The organism is Streptomyces sp. NPDC002092, from assembly GCF_053593775.1.
Genome location: NZ_JBSFDG010000001.1, coordinates 255058 through 273350, shown reverse-complemented (window position 1 = coordinate 273350; position 18293 = coordinate 255058). Strand labels below are relative to the sequence as shown.

The following is an 18293-nucleotide window of genomic DNA, read 5'->3' as shown; positions in this document are numbered from 1 at the left end:
CCTGAGGGGAGCAGCGCCGCGGCTCCGTCGCACCCGCCGCGGTCCCAGCCGCTTTCCGCACCACCCGCAGACCCCGTCCGGCGGCGCGAACGTTCTGTCGCGCCCAGCCTCGCACCGCCGGACGGCCACAACCGAAGACCTCACCGGCCGAGCGGCGCCGGATGCGGACGGTCCCGCATCCGGCGCCTTTCGGCGTTCGTGGGGGTGCGGATCGGCACGACCCGCAGGACGCTGAAGGAATGGCACATCCAACGGAGCATCCGCACATCGTGGTGCACTCGCCGGCCCTGGACGGCTCCAGGCGGGTCACGGAGGGCGACGAGACACTGGGGATCGCCACGCACGTCGACGACGTCAGCGAGATCCTGCGCCTGGCCGACCTGTACGTCACGGACGTCGAGGAGAGCGAGCTCATCGAGTGGCAGGGCGGCGGCCCGGACGACTGGCCGGGGCTGTCGGAACACCACGAGGGACCGTGAGCACATGCGTACGCCTACGCCCGGGAACGTAGGACGTCTACGCAAACCTCAAATCCAGCTCTGAACATGGTTCAAGAGGCTTCAGCCGCACCCGCCGGCGGGCATATTCACGTTACATGGGGCCCGCCGACACGGGGGCGGCGGGCTCCATGACGGGGGAAACGGGAGATCGCACGGGGGAAACGGGGGATCTCACGGGGGAAACGGGGGACGGCTCCTGGCAGCCGGGCACGCGAAAGGGGCGGTCCAACCGGCAGGTTGGACCGCCCCTCAGCTGTCGGCCGGGTCAGACCTTCAGCGCCCTGATCGACGTCGGGGCGTGCCCCGGCTCCGTCGCCAGCTCCTCGAACTCCACGACGTTGCTGATGTCGTTGGTGGTCGACATGGCGATGTTGGTGACGCGCTCCAGGATCGCCTCGACGACGACCGGCACCTGGAACTCGGCGGCGAGCTTCTTGGCCTGCTCCAGGGCCGCACCCAGCTCGTTCGGGTCGGTCACCCGGATCGCCTTGCAGCCCAGGCCCTCAACGACCTTGACGTGGTCGACGCCGTAGACGCCGAGCTCCGGCGAGTTGATGTTCTCGAACTCCAGCTTGACCTGGAAGTCGATGTCGAACGCCCGCTGCGCCTGGCGGATCAGGCCCAGGTAGGAGTTGTTCACCAGGACATGGACGTACGGGATCCTGTGCTGCGCGCCGACCGCCAGTTCCTCGATCATGAACTGGAAGTCGTAGTCACCGGACAGGGCGACCACCTGCGCCTCCGGGTCCGCCTTCGCGACGCCCAGCGCGGCCGGGATGGTCCAGCCGAGGGGGCCCGCCTGGCCGCAGTTGATCCAGTGGCGCGGCTTGAAGACGTGCAGCATCTGGGCGCCGGCGATCTGCGAGAGACCGATCGTGGAGACGTAACGGGTCTCCGGGCCGAACGCCTTGTTCATCTCCTCGTAGACGCGCTGCGGCTTGATCGGGATGTCGTCGAAGTGCGTACGGCGCTGGAGAGTCGCCTTCTTCTCCTGTGCCGAGGCCGCCCACGCGGAGCGGTCGGGCAGCCTGCCTGCCGCCTTCAGCTCCCTCGCCACCTCGACGAAGAGCTCCAGGGCCGCCTTCGCGTCGGACGCGATGCCGTAGTCCGGGGCGAAGATCTTGCCGATCTGGGTGGGTTCGACGTCGACGTGCACGAACTTGCGGCCGGCCGTGTAGACGTCGAGCTTGCCGGTGTGGCGGTTGGCCCAGCGGTTGCCGATGCCGAGGACGAAGTCCGACTCCAGGAAGGTCGCGTTGCCGTAGCGGTGCGAGGTCTGCAGGCCCACCATGCCGGCGTTCAGCTCATGGTCGTCGGGCAGGACGCCCCAGCCCATCAGGGTCGGGACGACCGGGGTGCCCGTCAACTCGGCGAACTCGACGAGGAGTTCGGCGGCGTCGGCGTTGATGACACCGCCGCCCGCGACGATCAGCGGCCGCTCGGACTCGTTCAGCAGCCCGATCGCCTTCTCGATCTGGGCGCGGGTCGCGGCCGGCTTGTAGACCGGGAGCGGCTCGTACGTCTCCGGGTCGAACTCGATCTCGGTGAGCTGCACGTCGATCGGCAGGTCGATGAGGACCGGGCCCGGACGCGCGGAGCGCATCAGGTGGAAGGCCTGCTGGAAGACGCCGGGCACCTGGGCGGCCTCCAGGACCGTGACCGCCATTTTCGCGACCGGCTTGGCGATCGAGGCGATGTCGACGGCCTGGAAGTCCTCTTTGTGGATCACGGCGGTCGGCGCCTGGCCCGTGATGCACAGGATCGGGATGGAGTCCCCGATCGCCGAGTACAGGCCGGTGATCATGTCGGTCCCCGCGGGCCCCGAAGTGCCGATGCAGACACCGATGTTGCCCGCGTGGGTGCGGGTGTAGCCCTCCGCCATGTGCGAGGCGCCCTCGACATGGCGGGCGAGGGTGTGGTTGATGCCGCCGGAGGCCTTGAGCGCCGCGTAGAACGGGTTGATCGCCGCGCCGGGCACACCGAACGCGTTGGTGACGCCCTCGCGCTTGAGAATCTCAACTGCCGCGCGGGCAGCGGTCATACGTGCCATCGAGTACTCCTGCTTCGGCTGTCGGACCAGCCCTCCCGTCGCGCCCCGCGGTGAGCTCTTCCGTATTCGGCTTCCATCCATAGTTTCCACATTGCGGAAACTATTTTCTACTATCTGGAAGCAATGTAAGTGGGCGGAGGAAGGCCGTCAAGAGACGGACAAGCGGGGGCCCGCTGGAGGACGATGTGGGCCATGTCAGAGAGCGTCTCGGTGCGCTGTCCGGCCTGCGGGCGCGAGCACCTCTATGCGGCGCCGTCGTATCCGTGCACGTGCGGGGCGCCGGTCGCCCCGCCGCTGGACCGGCACGGGACGGCGACGGCCGTCACCCATCGAGCCTGGGCGGAGGACTGGGTCACGGTGCAGTGCGGCTGCTGCGGCCGCCGGGACCAGTGGCCGCGCCCGGAGCTGGGCTGTCCCTGCGGGACGGTGCTGCGGATCCCGGTGGCCGGACAGACCGCCACGGCACAGGCGAGCGCCGAGGCCGGCCCCGCTCCGGCGAAACGCCGCCGGCCCTTCCAGCCCGTCACCATCCGCACCGCCCGGGACGCGGTGACGGCCGCCGCCGTGTATCTGCGCTGGCTCGGCTACCGGGACATCCGCCGGGCCGACCAGCGGCCCCCGTCCGGCATCGGCATCGCCGCGCGCGGCCTGCTGGCCCAGGTCGACCCGACCGTGCGCCCGGCCTCGCTGCGGGACGTGGAGTGCCTGTGGCTGACCGCCATGACGGAGTCGGCGGCCTGCGCCTACTTCTCCCTGGCCGGATACGCCACCGACGCCCGCACCCGCGCGGACACCCTCGGCGTCCCCCTGTTCGTCCTCGACCTCACGGGCACCCCGCAGCCGGTCAACAGCCTTGCCGACGAGCTGGACGCCACCGGGGTGCGGTAGCTCCGCCCGCGACGAGCGGAGGGCCATGGACACCCCCGCTCGAACGCGTTCACGTAACCGCGAGTTCACTGCTCCCACTCGGTGCGGTACCGCAGCGCGATGTCGTAGTAGCCCGGGACGGTGAGCAGGCCGACGACGATGCCCGCCGGCCCCCAGCCACCCGCCGAAGCCCGGGACCAGGGCCACGACGACACCGGTCACGATCTCGATGATCCCCTGCGTACATGGCCGCCTGGGCGCTGCCGGAACGATGTCGTCGATCCAGGGCGCGAGGTGGCCGGGCGGCCAGTCGACGGGCAGGTTGGCGTGGCCGACGCCGAGCAGGGCGAACCAAGAGACCGGCGGCATGTCCGTCACCCGGCGCCCCTGCCGCCTGATGGCCGCGGACGGCCGGCCGCACCCACGCCGCTTCCCCTCGCCGACGCACAGGCCGCCCACGTCTCGGCCGGCTTCGAACCCCGGCGCGAGGGCTACGAGGCCTGTCTCGCCCCCCGGGACGGGCGCTGCTGCGCGCTGCTCCAGCCGGCCGTCCGATTCCGGCTGTCCGATGCCGGCCGCCCGCTACAGGGCGTACTTCTCCCGAAGTTCCACCTTCCGCACCTTCCCGGACACCGTCATCGGGAAGGCCTCCAGGATCCGCATCCGGCTCGGCACCTTGTAGTGGGCCAGCCGGCCCTCGCAGAAGGCGCGCACGTCCTCCAGCGTCGGCGGGTCGGCCGGGTCGCGCGGGATGACGCAGGCGAGGACCTCCTCGCCGTACTTCTCGTGCGGTACGCCCACGACCTGGACGTCCGCGATCTTGGGGTGGCCGTAGAGGAACTCCTCGATCTCGCGCGGGTAGATGTTCTCGCCGCCCCGGATGATCATGTCCTTGATGCGGCCGACGATCTCGACGTAGCCGTCCTCGCGCATCACCGCCAGGTCGCCGGTGTGCATCCAGCGGCCGGGGTCGACGGCCTCGGCGGTCTTCTCGGGCTCGTTCCAGTAGCCGAGCATCACGCTGTAGCCGCGGGTGCACAACTCGCCGGGGACCCCGCGGGGTCGGGTCACTCCGGTGGCCGGGTCGACGACCTTCACCTCGATGTGCGGCAGGACCCGGCCGACCGTACCGGTGCGGTGTTCCAGGTCGTCGTCCCTGCGGGTCTGCAGGGAGACCGGGGACGTCTCCGTCATGCCGTAGCAGATGGAGACCTCCCCCATGTGCATCTCGGCGACCACCCGCTTCATCACCTCGACCGGGCAGGGCGAGCCCGCCATGATGCCGGTGCGGAGGGTGGAGAGGTCGTAGCTCGCGAAGTCGGGGAGGTTCAGCTCCGCGATGAACATGGTGGGGACGCCGTACAGGGAGGTGCAGCGCTCCTGCTGGACGGCTTCGAGGGTGGCCCTGGGATCGAAGGACGGGGCCGGGATGACCATGCACGCGCCGTGCGAGGTCGCCGCGAGGTTGCCCATGACCATGCCGAAGCAGTGGTAGAAGGGCACGGGGATGCAGATGCGGTCCTGCTCGGTGTAGGCGATCAACTCACCCACGAAGTAGCCGTTGTTGAGGATGTTGTGGTGGGAGAGCGTGGCCCCCTTGGGGAAGCCCGTCGTGCCCGAGGTGTACTGGATGTTGATGGGGTCGTCGCAGGACAGCTCCTCGTACGAGGCCTCGGCGGTCCCGCGGCCGAGCAGGGCCTGCCAGCTCGGGTCGCCGATGTACACGACCTCCCGCAGCTCGGGGCACCTGCCCCGCACCTCCTCGACCATCGCCCGGTAGTCGCTCGTCTTGTGGCTGAGGGAGGCGAAGAGCAGCGAGATCCCGGCCTGCTTGAGGACGTACTCGACCTCGTGGGTGCGGTAGGCCGGATTGATGTTCACCATGATCGCGCCGATGCGGGCGGTGGCGTACTGGACCAGCACCCACTCGGCGCAGTTGACCGCCCAGATGCCCACCCGGTCGCCCTTGGCGACCCCGGCCGCGGCCAGCGCCCGCGCCAGCTCCTCGACGTCCGCACCGAATCGGGCGTACGTCCAGCGCCGCCCGGACTCCACGTCCACCAGCGCCTCGCGGTCCGGCCAGGTCGCCACGGCCCGGTCCAGGTTGGCGCCGATGGTGTCCCCGAGCAGGGCGGTCGGGCTCGTCCCGTGCGTGTACGACAGTGCGGTCACCGGAAGTCCTCCTCGCGGTACTCGTCGGCCGAGCCCGCGGCGGTCGCCTCGCGCAGCTCGATCCTGCGGATCTTGCCGGAGACGGTCTTGGGCAGCGGCGCGAACTCCAGGCGGCGGATGCGCTTGTACGGGGCGAGGACCTCGCGGGAGTGCTCGAACAGCACCTTCGCGGTGTCGGGGCCCGGCTGCCAGCCCTCGGCGAGGACGACGTACGCCTTGGGGACGGCGAGGCGCAGCTCGTCCGGGGCGGGCACGACGGCCGCCTCGGCCACCGCCTCGTGCTCCAGGAGCGCGCTCTCCAACTCGAAGGGGCTGATCTTGTAGTCGGAGGCCTTGAAGACGTCGTCGGCGCGGCCCACGTAGGTGATGTAGCCGTCGGCGTCGCGGGCGCCGATGTCGCCGGTGCGGTAGTAGCCGCCGGCCATCGCCTCCGCCGTACGGTCCGGGTCGCCGTGGTAGCCGGTCATCAGGCCGACGGGCCGGGCGGACAGGTCGAGGGCGATCTCGCCCTCGGCGGCTCCGGGGGCGCCCGTCACCGGGTCGAGGAGCTCCACCTTGTAGCCCGGGCTGGGCCGTCCCATCGAGCCGGTCTTGAGTTCCTGGCCCGGGGTGTTGGCGACCTGCACGGCCGTCTCGGTCTGGCCGAAGCCGTCCCGGATGGTGACGCCCCAGGCGCGCCGGACCTGCTCGATGACCTCGGGGTTCAGGGGCTCGCCGGCCGCCACGACCTCGCGCGGCGGGGTGCGCAGCTGGGTCAGGTCGGCCTGGATGAGCATCCGCCACACGGTGGGCGGGGCGCAGAAGGTGGTCACCCCTGCGCGGTCCATCTCGGCCATCAGCCGGGCCGGGTCGAAGCGGGTGTAGTTGTGGATGAAGACGGTCGCCTCCGCGTTCCACGGGGCGAACAGGTTCGACCAGGCGTGCTTGGCCCAGCCGGGCGAGGAGATGTTCAGGTGCACGTCACCGGGCTTGAGGCCGACCCAGTACATCGTCGCCAGGTGGCCGATCGGGTACGAGGTGTGGGTGTGCTCGACCAGCTTGGGCCGGGCGGTGGTGCCGGAGGTGAAGTACAGCATGAGCGGGTCGTCCGCGAGCGTGGGGCCGTCGGGGAGGAACTCGGCGGGGGCGAGGGCGTACGCGTCCTCGTACGGCTCCCAGCCCTCCTCCGGCAGACCACCGACACAGATGCGGGTGTAGGCGCCGGGGACGTCGTCGAACTTGGGGGTGTCCTCGGCCCGTACGATCACGTGCTTCACTCGCCCCCGCTCGACACGGTCGCGCAGGTCGGCGGGGCCGAGCAGCGGGGTGGCCGGGATGACCACGGCGCGCAGCTTCATCGCCGCGAGGGCCGTCTCCCACAGCTCGGCCTGGTTGCCGAGCATGACGAGGATCCGGTCCTCGGCGCGGACACCGCGCTCGCGCAGCCAGCCGGCCACCCGGTCGGAGCGGTCGGACATCTCCGCGAACGAGACCCGGACCTCGCTCCCGTCCTCCTCGACGATGTGCAGGGCGGTCCGGTCGTTGCCGTCGGCGATGACGTCGAACCAGTCGAGCGCCCAGTTGAAACGCTCGGGCCGGGGCCAGCTGAAACCCTCGTACGCCTTCGCGTAGTCCTCGCGGTGCTCCAGCAGGAAGTCCCGCGCACTGCGGAAGAGCTCCGTCGCCGTCGTCATCGTGGTTACCCTCCTCATCACCGGACCATTGCCGGGCGGCTCTCTGCCATCGTGTAATCCGTGATGCAGGTCTCACTACCCCCGAACGGGGGTGTGCGCTGCAGGGAGAGGGCAAGCAGGTGATGGCAGACGCGGCCGGGGCGGCCGAGATACGCAATGCGCTGGTACGGCTGCGGCGCACGACCGGGCTGCCGGTCGCCTTCGGCGGCCTGGTGGAGCCGGGCCGCCGGCAGATGCGCATCAGCGAACTCAGCGGCACCGAGACGCCCGCGCTGAGCGGGCTGCCGGTGACCGCCGGCAACGGCCTGGGCGGCCGGGCGGTGGCGCTCATCCGGGCGTGCGCGGTGACGGACTACTCCTCCTCGCGGCAGATCAGCCACGAGTACGACATCCCGGTCGCCACGGAGGGGCTGCGTTCGATCCTCGCGGTGCCGGTGGTCGTGCGACGCCGGGTACGGGGTGTGCTCTACGGCGCCCTGCGCACGGCGCAGCCGCTCGGTGACCGGACGCTGGGTGCGGCGATGGAGGCCGCGCGGGACGTGGAGCAGGCACTGGCCGTGGGGGACGTGGCGCGGGGACTGCTGGCGGCGGCCGCCCCCGGCGAGCCGGAGCGGGCCCCGGCGGCGGGTGCCGCCTGGGAGCAGGTGCGGGAGGCCCACGCGGCCCTGCGGGCACTCGCGCCCCGGATCGCGGATCCCGCACTGCGCTCGGAACTGCTCGGCGTGTGCGGGTTGCTGACCCCGAAGACGCAGGCTCCCGAGGTCGATCTGGCCCCCCGCGAGCTGGACGTACTGGCCTGTGTGGCGGCGGGAGCCACGAACGCGGTGGCCGCCGAGCGACTGGGGCTGCGTGCCGAGACGGTCAAGGGGTACCTGCGGTCGGCGATGCGGAAACTGGGTGCTCACACCCGTGGCGAGGCGGTGGCCGCGGCGCGCCGGGCGGGGCTGCTGCCGTAGCTCCCTATTCGGTCGCCGGAGCCTTGAATTTCTCCATGCCTGACCGTTGTTATATCCCTCACCACGGCATCCATCCGAATTTCGCAGAGAGATTGCCTAGAATTTGGCCCGAACACGACACTCGGAGGGGAGCGGCGACCGTGCGAGGGGACTTGAGGGAGCCTGCCAGACGCCACCCCGACCTGGTCATCGGCCGGGACGAGCTGCTCAGCGCGGCACGCGAGCAGCTCGCGCGGGGCGGCAGCGTGCTGCTCCACGGCCCCGCCGGAATAGGAAAGTCGACCGCTCTGCGGGCATTGGCATCCGAATACGGGACAGCCGCCCGCACCGTGCTGCGCTGCTCGGCGACCGAGTCCGAATCCCACCTCCCCTTCCTGGCCCTCGCCGACCTGCTCGGCCTGGTCGTGGACCAGGTGTACGACAAGCTGCCCGCCGCCCAGCGCACGGCACTGGAGTCGGCGCTCACCGGCCGCGGCGAGTCCACCCTCCAGCGCGACGGCCTCGCCCTGCGCCTGGCCGTCCTGTCGGCGCTGCGCGCGCTCGCCGAGCAGGGCCCCGTCCTCGTCGTGGCGGACGACCTGCAGTGGCTGGACCCGGCGAGCGCGGAACTCCTCGGCTTCGCCGCCCGCCGCCTGGGCGACACCCCGGTTCAACTGCTGTGCGCGGTACGCACCGAGGGCCAGGAGTACGACCGCCATCTGAGCGCCTCCCCGCCCGACACCCTGGCCGTGCGGCTCGGCGGGCTCTCCCGCGCCCAGGTGTCCGCGCTGCTCGACCACCGCGGCTACACCGGCCTGCCGCGGTCCACCGTCCGGGACATCCACCGCACCAGCGGCGGCAACCCGTTCTTCGCCCTCGAACTGGGCCGCGCCCTGGCGGAGAGCCCGACCCCGCCGCGGCCGGGCGAGCCGCTGCCGGTGCCCACCTCGCTGCGCGCCCTCGTCCTGAACCGGCTCGACATGCTCTCCGTCGAGGCCCGCCGCACCCTGCTGGTGGCCAGCGTGGGCGCCCGCCCCACCCTGGCCCTGCTGCACGAGGCCGGCCGGGAGAACGCCGAGGCCGAGACCGCGCAGGCGGCCGAACTGGGGCTGCTGGCGACCGAGCCGGAGGGCCCCGCCGTACGCTTCGCGCATCCGCTGATCTCGGCCGCGCTGTACGCGGAGGCGCCCGCGCAGGACCGGCGGGCCGCGCACGCCGCGCTGTCCACGGCGGCCTCCGACCCGATCGAGCGCGCCCGTCACCTCGCCCTCGCGACCACCGGCACCGACCCGGAGGCCGCGGCCCGGCTCGCCGAGGCCGCCGCCACGGCCCGGGACCGCGGGGCACCCTCGGTCGCCGCCTCGCTCGGACTGCTCGCCGCCCGGCACACCCCGGCCGACGGCGAGCCGGGCCCGGACGAGCGCCGGCTGGAGGCGGCCGAGGACGCGATCACCGCCGGTGAGGTGGACCTCGCCCGGGACATCGCCCGCGACGTGCTGACCCGGGCCGCTGGGCCCGCCGACCGGGTGCGGGCCTGGATGGTGGTCATCGAGGCCGCCGGGCAGGCCCTCGGCGAGGTCGACACCGTCTACCCGCAGGCGCTGGCCGACGCCGGCGACGACCCGGGGCTGCTGGCCCAGGTCCACTACCAGCTGGCCTGGCGCGGACTGGTCGTGGAGGGCGACTTCGCGATCGGCCGGGAGGAGGCCGCGCACGCCGCCGAGCTCGCCGCCCGGGCCGGCGACCGGCGCACCGAACTCCTCGCGCTGGCCTTCCAGGCGACGACCGAGACCCTGATGGGCCACCCGGACGCCCCCGCGACCATCAAACGCGCACTGAAGGAACCTCAGCTCCCCGACGTGGCCTGCCACCACAACGGGGCGGGCGCGACCCGCTACCGCTGGCTGATCATGAGCGACCAGCTGCCCGAGGCCCGCTCCACCGTCAACGCGCTGCTGCGCGAGGCGCGCCGGCGCGGCATGGTCGAGAGCGAGGTGCACTTCGTGCGTCTGCTCGCCGAGACCGAACTGCGCACCGGGCACTGCGGCCGGGCCCTGGACCTGGCCCGGGAGAGCATGCGGCTGGCCCGTGACTCGGGGATCGGCGAGATGTCCTCCGCCGTGCTCGCCTCCCTCGCCGAGGCCTCCGGCGGGGACGTGGAGCGGGCGCTGACGCTGGGCCGCGAGGCGGTGGAGCTGGCCGAGCGGGCCGGCGACCAGATGTACATCTCCCGGGGGCTGACCGCGCTCGGGCACGCCCAACTGGTCGCCGGGGACGCCGAGGGCGCGGTCCGCTCGCTGCGCCGGGTGCGGGACCTGGAGAACGGGCTCGGCATCACCGACCCCGCGCGCGGCCGCTGGCACGGCGACCTCGCCGAGGCCCTCGTCCGCACCGGCGAGCTGGACGAGGCGCAGCAACTCCTCGACACGGCGCGCGAACACGCCGTGCGGCTCGGGCGCGAGGGCGTGCTGGCCGTGCTGGACCGGGCCGAGGCACTGGTACGGGCCGCACGCGGCGAGCACGAGGCCGCGTTCGCCCAGCTGACGTCGGCGCAGCACCGGCTCGCCAAGCTGGGTTACGGCCTGGAGGAGGCCCGCGCCGCGTTCGCGCTGGCGTCGCTGCGTCCCGGCCGGACGGGGCGCGCGTCGTACGACGAGGCGGCCCGGCTGTTCCGCCGTTGCCGGGCGCTGCCCTGGGTGCGTCAGGTGGAGGCGGCCGCCGTGGCGAGCCCGGTGGAACCGATCGCCCCCACTGCCGCGTCGGAGGGCCTGGAAGGGCTCGCCGCGATGGAACGCCAGGTCGCAGCGCTCGTCATGGAGGGCGCGACCAACCGGGAGATCGCCGCGCGGCTGTTCATCAGCGTGAAGACGGTCGAGGCGACACTGACCCGGGTCTACCGCAAGCTGGGGATCCGCTCGCGCGTGGATATCGTCCGTTTGGCGGCGGCACGGCGAGCGAAGTGACGGCGCGCCAGGTTAACTGAACCCGACCGAGGGTTTTCCCTTACACAACCCCCTAGGGGGTTCCCTCATTGGGAGCCGGGGGTTTTGCGTCCTAGCTTGAGGACGTGCCGCTCGCCCGGGCATACGGGGGTCGGTCCCGCGGCCCCCGTGCTCAACCCCCCACACCCGCGCGACCCCCCACCGGCAACCCCCACTGAGGAGACTCATGTTCGGGTCCAACCGTGCCAGGAAGACCGCCGCGGTAGTCACGGCGGCCGCTGCAGCGGCCGCCGGCGCACTGCTCGGCGCGCCTTCCGCGGCAGCCGCGCCCCAGCCCATCGTGGGCGGCACCACGACCACGACCACGGCCTACCCGTTCGTCATGCAGATCACGGACGCCTCGCAGAACCAGTTCTGCGGCGGCACCCTCGTCTCGGCCACCAAGGTGATCACCGCCGCTCACTGCATGGTCGGGGAGAGCGCCGGCAGTGTCAGAGTCGTCGGCGGCCGCACCTACCTGAACGGCACCAACGGCACGGTCAGCAAGGTCAGCAAGATCTGGATCAACCCGGACTACACGGACGCCACCAACGGCGACGACGTGGCCGTACTGACGCTGTCGACGTCGATGCCGTACACGACGGCCTCGTACGTCTCGTCCTCGGACACGTCGGTGTACGCGGCCGGCACCACCGCCCGCATCCTCGGATGGGGCACCACCTCGGAGAACGGCAGCTCCTCCAACCAGCTGCGGACCGCGACCGTGCCGATCGTGGCCGACGCCGGCTGCAAGAGCTCCTACGGTTCTGACTTCGTGCAGACCGACATGGTTTGCGCCGGATACACATCCGGCGGCGTAGACACCTGCCAGGGCGACAGCGGCGGTCCCCTGCTCATCGGGGGCGTCCTGGCAGGGATCACTTCTTGGGGCAACGGCTGTGCGGAGGCGGGGTACCCGGGTGTCTACACCCGGCTGACCACCTTCTCCAGCCTGGTGACCGCACAGGTCAACTCGTAGGACGAGTGCTCCAGAAGATCTCCTGAGCATCCCTCAGGTGAGAGACAAGGGGGCGTTGCGGGCTACCACGAGCAGCTCGCAGCGCCCCCTTTCCAAGCGCTGCCCGTCGCGCGGGTGGCGCTACTTGTCGGCGGTGAGCCTGCCCGCCGCGCCCCAGCTGTCCGTCGGCACCTCGTGGATCCACACCTGAACCGTCTCGGCCGGGATCCGGTAGGCGTCGACGAAGGCGTCGGTGATGCGCTTGACGAGGTCGCGCTTGAGCTCGGTGTCGCGGGGACCCTGCTGGACGGTGACGATCGGCATGACTGAACTCCCTTGAATACGCTGCCTGTCGGGGCCTGATGCGGTCCCTTTCGGTGAGTACAGTCCATCGCGTCGGGCGCCCGCGACCAAGAGCCGGACCGCGACCGCAGCGATCAGTTCTCGTGATCGCCGCAGGCCAGCAGCAGGGTGTCCAGGTGCGGGGGCGGGGCGCTGAGGGGCACGGCGAGGCCCGTGGACAGGGCGAGGCCCGGCGCGCGGAACGGCACGAAGGCGACGCGGGGGCTGTGCAGCACGCGCGCGTGGGACGCGTACACGACGGTCCACAGCGGGCGGCTGCCGATGGTGGCGAGGGTGTCCTGGAGGGAGCCGCTCGCCGGTCCGGGCCGCGGCTCGAACCCGGCCTCGTGACAGGCGCCGACGACCAGGTCGACCAGGGCGGGGTTGTTGCGGCGCTCGGTGAGGGCGAGCGGGACCTCGGCCAGTTCCTCGATGCCGATCTCCGCGCGGCCGGCAAGGGGGTGGGTGGCGGGGAGGGCGGCCACAAGCGGGTCGGGCCACAGGGGCAGCACGCGTACTCCGGGCACGGGTTCGACGGCCCGTACGAACGCGGCGTCCAACTGGCCGCCCGCGACCCGGGCCAGGCGTTCGGCGACCGGCAGCGAGAACAGTTCGACGGGCACGTCCGGCGCGCGGCGCGCGAACGCGGCGAGCACACGGTCGAGATGTGTACCGAGGCCCGTGCTGGTGCCGATCCTCAGGCCGGGCGGCGGGGCGACGGCGGCACGCGCCCGGTCGGCCGCCGCCAGTACCTCGCGCGCCTCGGGCAGCAGCCGCTCCCCCGCCGCCGTCAGCCGCACCCGGCGCGGCGTCCGGTCGAACAGCTCGGCGCCCAGCTCCCGCTCCAGGCGCTGTATCTGCATGCTCACCGCGGACTGCACGATGTGCAGCCGTTCGGCCGCCCGCCCGAAGTGCAGTTCCTCGGCGACGGTCACGAAATAGGTGAGCTGCCGCAGTTCCATGGGCTCGACTCTAGAGGGGCCGGGCAGGCGGCTGTTTGAATGAACGCCCGCTGTGTGACCGAGCGCCCGAGGGGCGCGACCGGAGGAGAGCGATGCACATGGTGTCCACGGACCGCTTCCTCGCCTTCGCCGCGATGTCCCTGCTGGTGATCGTGATTCCGGGCCCCAGCGTCCTGTTCGTCATCGGCCGCGCGCTCGCCCACGGACGCCGTACGGCGGTGGCGACGGCGATCGGCAATGTGTTCGGCTCGTATCTGCTGGTGGTGGCGGTCGCGATCGGCATCGGCTCGCTGGTGGAGCGCTCGGTGGCGGTCTACCTGGCGGTGAAACTCGCAGGCGCGGCCTACCTGGTGTACCTGGGTGTCCAGGCCTTCCGGCATCGGGGGCAGCTCAAGGCGTCGGCGATCCGCACGCAGCCGACGGGGCCTGCGCGCGGCGATCTGAGGACGGTGCTCGACGGGGTGCTCGTCGGGGTGACCAACCCGAAGGGGGTGGTCTTCTTCGCGGCCGTACTCCCCCAGTTCGTGGACCACGCGGCGGGCCACGTCCCGCTGCAGATGCTGCTGCTCGGCCTGATCCCGATCTCGATCGGCCTGGTCACGGACACCCTGTGGGGCCTGACCGCCTCGGCCGCCCGCACCTGGTTCGCCCGATCCGACCGCCGCCTGTCCCTGATCGGCGGCGCGGGCGGCTTCGCGATGATCGGGCTGGGCCTGACGGTGGCGGTGACGGGCCGGGCGGACTGAGGCTTACGGCATCACGGTCCCGAACCGGATGTCGTACGACGTCCCCGGATGCATGGTGTCGAGCATCCGCACCGCTTCCTCCTGGAGTTCCGCGCGCTGGGCCTTGCCGAGAGTGCCGAACGGCTCGATGACGAGCGCGTCCTCCTCCAGCTTCCACACCCCCGCCAGGAAGCCGTCGACGAGGAACGTGCAGTACGCCTGATTGCCCACCCAGCTGCGCCCCCAGTACTCGGCCGGGACGACCCGGGTGCGGTCGGCATGGGAGAGGAGCACGTTGTCGAACTCGGGGAGGAAACGGGCCGGCGCCGGAGTCTCCGCATCGGGCCGCGGCGCCTCCGGCAGATCGAAGAGCTCGACCCCGCCCTCGTCCCGAAAGGTGACAAGCTGCGGCCGAAGCCGCTCGAAGACCTCCCGCAGCCGGGTCAGCCCGGCCCACGTCTGCATGTCCTTGACGGATGCGGGCCCGAAGGCGGCGAGGTAGCGCAGGACGGTGGCGTCGGGGGACGGGGCGGCTTCGGCGGGAGCCGGGGCCGGGGCCGGGGCCGGGGCGCCCGGCGAGGCCACGGCCGGGGCGGTGGCACTCGCCGGAGTCGCGCTCGGCGCAGCCGCGTCGGGCGCACCCGCACTGCACGCAGCCCGGCCCGCTGCAGCCGCGGCGGGCGGCGCCGAGCCCTCCGCAGCCGCAGCGGTGCCCCGGGCTGCCGCGCTCGGCGGATTTACGCCCGGCGAAGTCGCGGCCGATGAAGTGGCCGCCGGGGGCATCGGGCGGGCCGTGGGGGCCTGGCTCAGCCAGTGTTGCGCGGTGGTCAGGGCGACCTGGCCGCTTTTGCCCCACAGGCCGCGAGGGGTTACCTGGACGAGGGGGAGTTTGCAGCGGGCTGCGATGGCGAGGGCCTGGGGGTCGGCATCCGGCCACTCGGTCTGCAGGGCCTCGCGCAACTGCTTCATGGTGCGCGGCGCGGCCTCGACGAGGTCGCGGGCGAGGGCGGCGAGCCGGTCGAGGTCCACGCCCACAAGTCCCTTGCGGAAGTTGCCGAGTTCACGGTCACGGGCCGGCTGGACGAGTGGACGCAGGGTGAGGGCGTCGGCCGCGGTGTGGGTGTGGATGGTCGAGCGCATGGTGACGATACGGACGACCTCGCGGTCCGCCATCAGCCCGGACAACTCCTCGGGGGTGAAGCCGTCGAGGCGGGCGGCGAGCGCGTAGTACGGCGGCTTGACGTTCTGGGCCTGCAGCCCCAGGAGATGCTCGACGGCGGCCTTGGCCGAGAGCGGGGACCGGCGCAGGAGCAGCTGCCGTTCGAGGGTCGCGCGGTTGAGCGCGCGGGTACCGAGCACAGGAGCCGTCGCTGTCGTCTTCGTCATGCCCCGCACGCTAGCCGCGCTTGCGGACACCTGCTGTCCGCAAGCCTCACGGAACCCCCGGCAGCAGCGGGCGCAGGGCTTACTAGTACCCGACCGTGCCGTGAAAGCCCCGGATGGCCAGCGACAGCAGGGGTCGGCGGTTGGCGAGGAAGGACAGGGCGGGTGCCGGCGCGGTTTCCACCTGGGTGCGGCCCACCGTCGGTCGGCCCTGGATGCGCAAGGGGACACGGCAGGTGGTTCCGTCAGGCAACTCCTGGACCAGATGGGCGCGGGCCGGCAGGCGAAAGGGCAGACGGAGCATGTCACGGTGCACGGCGCGCACCGCAGCCGTGGTCCCGGTGCCGGTCAGTTCGGAGCGGGTGCTGTCCGCTTCCCTTTCCAGCGTGATGGTGCCCATCTGTTTGGGGATTCCCCACAGGGTGCGTCCGCCGACCAGGGCCTGTTCGTTGTCGACCCAGGCGGCGACCGTGCTGGCGGCCGGGCGGCGCCGGTGCCAGACGGCCAGGGTGATGAGGAACTCCCGGTAGGCGAGGACGCCGCCGGGCTGGTAGTCGACCCAGAAGGTGACCAGCGTGCAGCGCTTGCGGGCCACCCACGGCCGGACCCCGCTCGGGAGCGGCCAGGACGGCAGCTCGGCCTGGGGTACCTGCCACACCGAGCTGATCATGTCGCCGGTCAGGTGCCACGGAGAGGGGGGAATTCCGTGCGGTGCCGGCGTCATCTCGTCCCTCGGTCTCGGAGTTCGGTCTCGTACGGGCCGCGGGCGGCAGCGTCTGCGTCCCGGGCGATGGCATCCGTGCCCAGCAGCGCGTCGACCATGTCCTCGGCCCACTGGGGCAGCAGGGCGGTGAGCGACAGCAGCCGTGCCGCGCGCGGTACGAACACCTGCGGGCGGGGCCGTTGAAGGACGCCGGCCACCGCGTCGGCCACCTGCTCGGGCCCCAGGGCGGGCAGAACGCGGGGGCGAATACCGGCTGCGGCAGCGGTGTGCACCATGTACGGCAGCAGTGCGGTGACGTGGATGCCGTCGACGCGCAGTTCGCGGTGCAGACTCCGGGAGAGGGCCAGCACGCCGGCCTTGGTCGCGCTGTAGGCCGCGAAGCCGGGCAGTGGCTTGACGGCGAGCACGCTGGCGATGTTCACGATGTGCCCGCTCCCCTGGGGGCGCATCCGCAGCGCGGCGGCGCGGCAACCGTGCACGGTTCCGGTGAGGTTGACCTGGCAGGCATAGGTCAGCGGACCGGCTTCCTGAGCGTCCAGCCGCCCCAGGGGCACGACCCCGGCGTTGTTCACCCACACGTCGAGCCGCCCGAAGCGGGCCTCGGCTGCTTGGGCGAGTTGCTCAGCAGCCTCCGCGCGGGCTATGTCCGCCTCCACCAGGGCATGTTCTCGCCCGAGTCCGGCCGCGGCTCGGTGCAGCCGCTGTCCGTCGACGTCGCCGAGCACGAGCCGGTAGCCGTCGCGGGCGAGCCGCCCGGCGATGGCGCGCCCCACCCCGCGTGCTGCTCCGGTGACGACGGCGACCGGTGACGGACCGGTGACGGCGCCTGCTTCGCGCGGCCTGCGTACGGGGCGCCAGTTGCCCTTTCCTCCCTGCACGTCCTTCCAACGATGCCGGTTCCGGTCCGTCACCGAAGGAAAGAAGAAAAGCAGCCAAGTGTTGTTGCGGGGACGACGAAGCCGCGCCCCGTGTGATGGTCCGATCAATCCGATGGGCGCCACCTGGTCGCGCCATGGTCGTTGGGGCAGGACGTGATCAGAAATGTCGATCGTCCGACCAGAATGACGGGGCGCACGAGCAAGCTCCGATTCGCCCTGGCTCTTGTGCCCTTGTCCGTCGGCGGCACCGCCCTGCTGGCCGGAAGCGCACAAGGTGCCGTAGCGGTGGCCTTCGCGGGCCAGGTACCGGTCACCGTGCACGCTGCGCGGGTCTCCGGCTCCGACCTGACGGCCTCCCCGGCGGGATCCGGCCGTGGCGGGCTGCTGCCGGCCCTGGCGACACGGCTGGAACACGCCCGTGTGGAGGACGCCTGCGTCACGTCCACCGCTCGACTGCCCCTCGTCGGAGCAGTGACGGCAGTCGTCCACATCGACCGGGCCTCCGCCACCGGCTTGACGGTGGAGGCGGGCAAAGCCACCGCGCGATCCGTGTCCGTCTCCGGCGCCGAGTTCAGCACCCCGCAGGTGTCCCTGACCCGGCCCTCGGGTCTGTTCAGCATCGGCGCGCGCAAGGTCAGCGGCCGCGAGGTCAGCACCGAGCCGCGGGCCTTCACCGCCGGGACGATCACAGCCAGTGGAGTCACCATCGACCTGCGCCAGGGCGAGGGCGGCTGCACGCGGGAGGGGCACCGGTGACCGCCGCAGTCGTCACTCACCGATGGTCGAGGTGGCGGGAATGGCGAGGCGGCCGCCCGTTCGCCGCGGGGCTGTTGCTGGCTCTGGGCGGGCTGGAGATGATCTGCGTCTCCTGGAGCGGCCTGGGGTTCCTGCGGTTCACCGGCACCGCGGGCGCGGCGTCGTGGACCCTGGGTGCGTTGTTCGCCGTGGCCGGGCTGACGACCTGGCACAACCCGCCGCTGCGCTACTTCGCCGGAGTTCTGTCCGCCGTCCTGTCCCTGGTCAGCCTGATGGCCGCCAACCTAGGCGGCCTCCTGCTCGGCTTCCTGCTCACCGCCGTGGGCAGCGCTCTGGCCCTGGCCTGGGTCCCGCAGCAGCCCGCCGCCGAGGAAGAGGAGGCGTGAG

Annotated in this window: 17 protein-coding genes; 8 read left to right on the top strand and 9 right to left on the bottom strand. The window is 72.0% G+C overall.

Annotated features, from left to right (window positions below; genetic code table 11):
* Positions 1-239 precede the first annotated feature (239 nt).
* Positions 240-479 (top strand): hypothetical protein, encoded by a 240-nt coding sequence (locus ACWCRD_RS01205; RefSeq protein WP_450963880.1) that lies wholly within the window; start codon positions 240-242, stop codon positions 477-479.
* 286 nt (positions 480-765) lie between these two features.
* On the opposite strand, the gene gcl is transcribed toward ACWCRD_RS01205, so the two are convergent.
* Positions 766-2550 carry a glyoxylate carboligase gene (gcl, locus tag ACWCRD_RS01200; RefSeq protein WP_450963879.1) on the bottom strand — a complete coding sequence of 595 codons (1785 nt, stop codon included), beginning with the start codon at positions 2548-2550 and terminating at the stop codon, positions 766-768.
* 183 nt (positions 2551-2733) lie between these two features.
* Between gcl and ACWCRD_RS01195 the strand changes: the two genes are divergently transcribed.
* Positions 2734-3438: a hypothetical protein gene (locus tag ACWCRD_RS01195; RefSeq protein ID WP_450963878.1), complete on the top strand. Its 705-nt coding sequence runs from the start codon at positions 2734-2736 to the stop codon at positions 3436-3438.
* Between the two features lie 65 nt (positions 3439-3503).
* On the opposite strand, the gene ACWCRD_RS01190 is transcribed toward ACWCRD_RS01195, so the two are convergent.
* The 3 genes from ACWCRD_RS01190 to ACWCRD_RS01180 all read right to left on the bottom strand — a co-directional run bounded on the left by ACWCRD_RS01190 (position 3504) and on the right by ACWCRD_RS01180 (position 7262).
* The gene (locus ACWCRD_RS01190) at positions 3504-3632 is read right to left on the bottom strand and encodes a hypothetical protein (protein WP_450963877.1); all 129 of its coding nucleotides are present in this window, start codon (positions 3630-3632) and stop codon (positions 3504-3506) included.
* Between the two features lie 367 nt (positions 3633-3999).
* Positions 4000-5589, bottom strand: a complete 1590-nt coding sequence (locus ACWCRD_RS01185; RefSeq protein ID WP_450963876.1) for an AMP-binding protein — start codon at positions 5587-5589, stop codon at positions 4000-4002.
* A complete protein-coding gene (locus tag ACWCRD_RS01180) occupies positions 5586-7262 on the bottom strand; it encodes an AMP-binding protein (protein ID WP_450963875.1) in 1677 nt (558 codons plus the stop codon). The genes ACWCRD_RS01185 and ACWCRD_RS01180 overlap by 4 nt, the downstream gene beginning before the upstream one ends.
* A 122-nt stretch (positions 7263-7384) precedes the next feature.
* Between ACWCRD_RS01180 and ACWCRD_RS01175 the strand changes: the two genes are divergently transcribed.
* The 3 genes from ACWCRD_RS01175 (at position 7385) to ACWCRD_RS01165 (ending at position 12157) form a co-directional block, all read left to right on the top strand.
* Entirely contained in the window at positions 7385-8218 is an 834-nt protein-coding gene (locus ACWCRD_RS01175) for a response regulator transcription factor (RefSeq protein WP_450963874.1), read from the top strand.
* 140 nt (positions 8219-8358) lie between these two features.
* The gene (locus ACWCRD_RS01170) at positions 8359-11160 is read left to right on the top strand and encodes an ATP-binding protein (RefSeq protein ID WP_450963873.1); all 2802 of its coding nucleotides are present in this window, start codon (positions 8359-8361) and stop codon (positions 11158-11160) included.
* Between the two features lie 205 nt (positions 11161-11365).
* A complete protein-coding gene (locus ACWCRD_RS01165; RefSeq protein WP_450963872.1) occupies positions 11366-12157 on the top strand; it encodes a S1 family peptidase in 792 nt (263 codons plus the stop codon).
* A 120-nt stretch (positions 12158-12277) separates the two neighbouring features.
* On the opposite strand, the gene dmpI is transcribed toward ACWCRD_RS01165, so the two are convergent.
* Together dmpI and ACWCRD_RS01155 are read right to left on the bottom strand one after the other, a co-directional pair.
* The gene (gene dmpI, locus ACWCRD_RS01160) at positions 12278-12460 is read right to left on the bottom strand and encodes a 4-oxalocrotonate tautomerase DmpI (RefSeq protein WP_275781326.1); all 183 of its coding nucleotides are present in this window, start codon (positions 12458-12460) and stop codon (positions 12278-12280) included.
* A gap of 113 nt (positions 12461-12573) precedes the next feature.
* Positions 12574-13440, bottom strand: coding sequence for a LysR substrate-binding domain-containing protein (locus ACWCRD_RS01155; protein WP_450963871.1), 867 nt, complete (start codon positions 13438-13440; stop codon positions 12574-12576).
* Between the two features lie 98 nt (positions 13441-13538).
* On the opposite strand from ACWCRD_RS01155, the gene ACWCRD_RS01150 reads away from it, so the two are divergent.
* Positions 13539-14186 carry a LysE family translocator gene (locus tag ACWCRD_RS01150; RefSeq protein ID WP_450963870.1) on the top strand — a complete coding sequence of 216 codons (648 nt, stop codon included), beginning with the start codon at positions 13539-13541 and terminating at the stop codon, positions 14184-14186.
* A 3-nt stretch (positions 14187-14189) separates the two neighbouring features.
* Here ACWCRD_RS01150 and ACWCRD_RS01145 read toward each other — a convergent pair whose 3' ends face one another.
* From ACWCRD_RS01145 to ACWCRD_RS01135, 3 genes are all read right to left on the bottom strand, one after another.
* Complete coding sequence (locus tag ACWCRD_RS01145) at positions 14190-15551, bottom strand: winged helix DNA-binding domain-containing protein (RefSeq protein WP_450963869.1); 1362 nt, start codon at positions 15549-15551, stop codon at positions 14190-14192.
* 82 nt (positions 15552-15633) lie between these two features.
* Entirely contained in the window at positions 15634-16206 is a 573-nt protein-coding gene (locus ACWCRD_RS01140) for an acetoacetate decarboxylase family protein (RefSeq protein WP_450963868.1), read from the bottom strand.
* 62 nt (positions 16207-16268) lie between these two features.
* Complete coding sequence (locus tag ACWCRD_RS01135) at positions 16269-17150, bottom strand: SDR family NAD(P)-dependent oxidoreductase (RefSeq protein ID WP_450963867.1); 882 nt, start codon at positions 17148-17150, stop codon at positions 16269-16271.
* Positions 17151-17333: 183 nt separating this feature from the next.
* On the opposite strand from ACWCRD_RS01135, the gene ACWCRD_RS01130 reads away from it, so the two are divergent.
* Both ACWCRD_RS01130 and ACWCRD_RS01125 read left to right on the top strand, forming a co-directional pair.
* Entirely contained in the window at positions 17334-17906 is a 573-nt protein-coding gene (locus ACWCRD_RS01130) for a DUF6230 family protein (protein WP_450963866.1), read from the top strand.
* On the top strand, positions 17903-18292 hold the full coding sequence (locus ACWCRD_RS01125; protein WP_450963865.1) for a DUF6114 domain-containing protein: 390 nt from the start codon (positions 17903-17905) through the stop codon (positions 18290-18292). The genes ACWCRD_RS01130 and ACWCRD_RS01125 overlap by 4 nt, the downstream gene beginning before the upstream one ends.
* Position 18293: the final 1 nt, after the last annotated feature.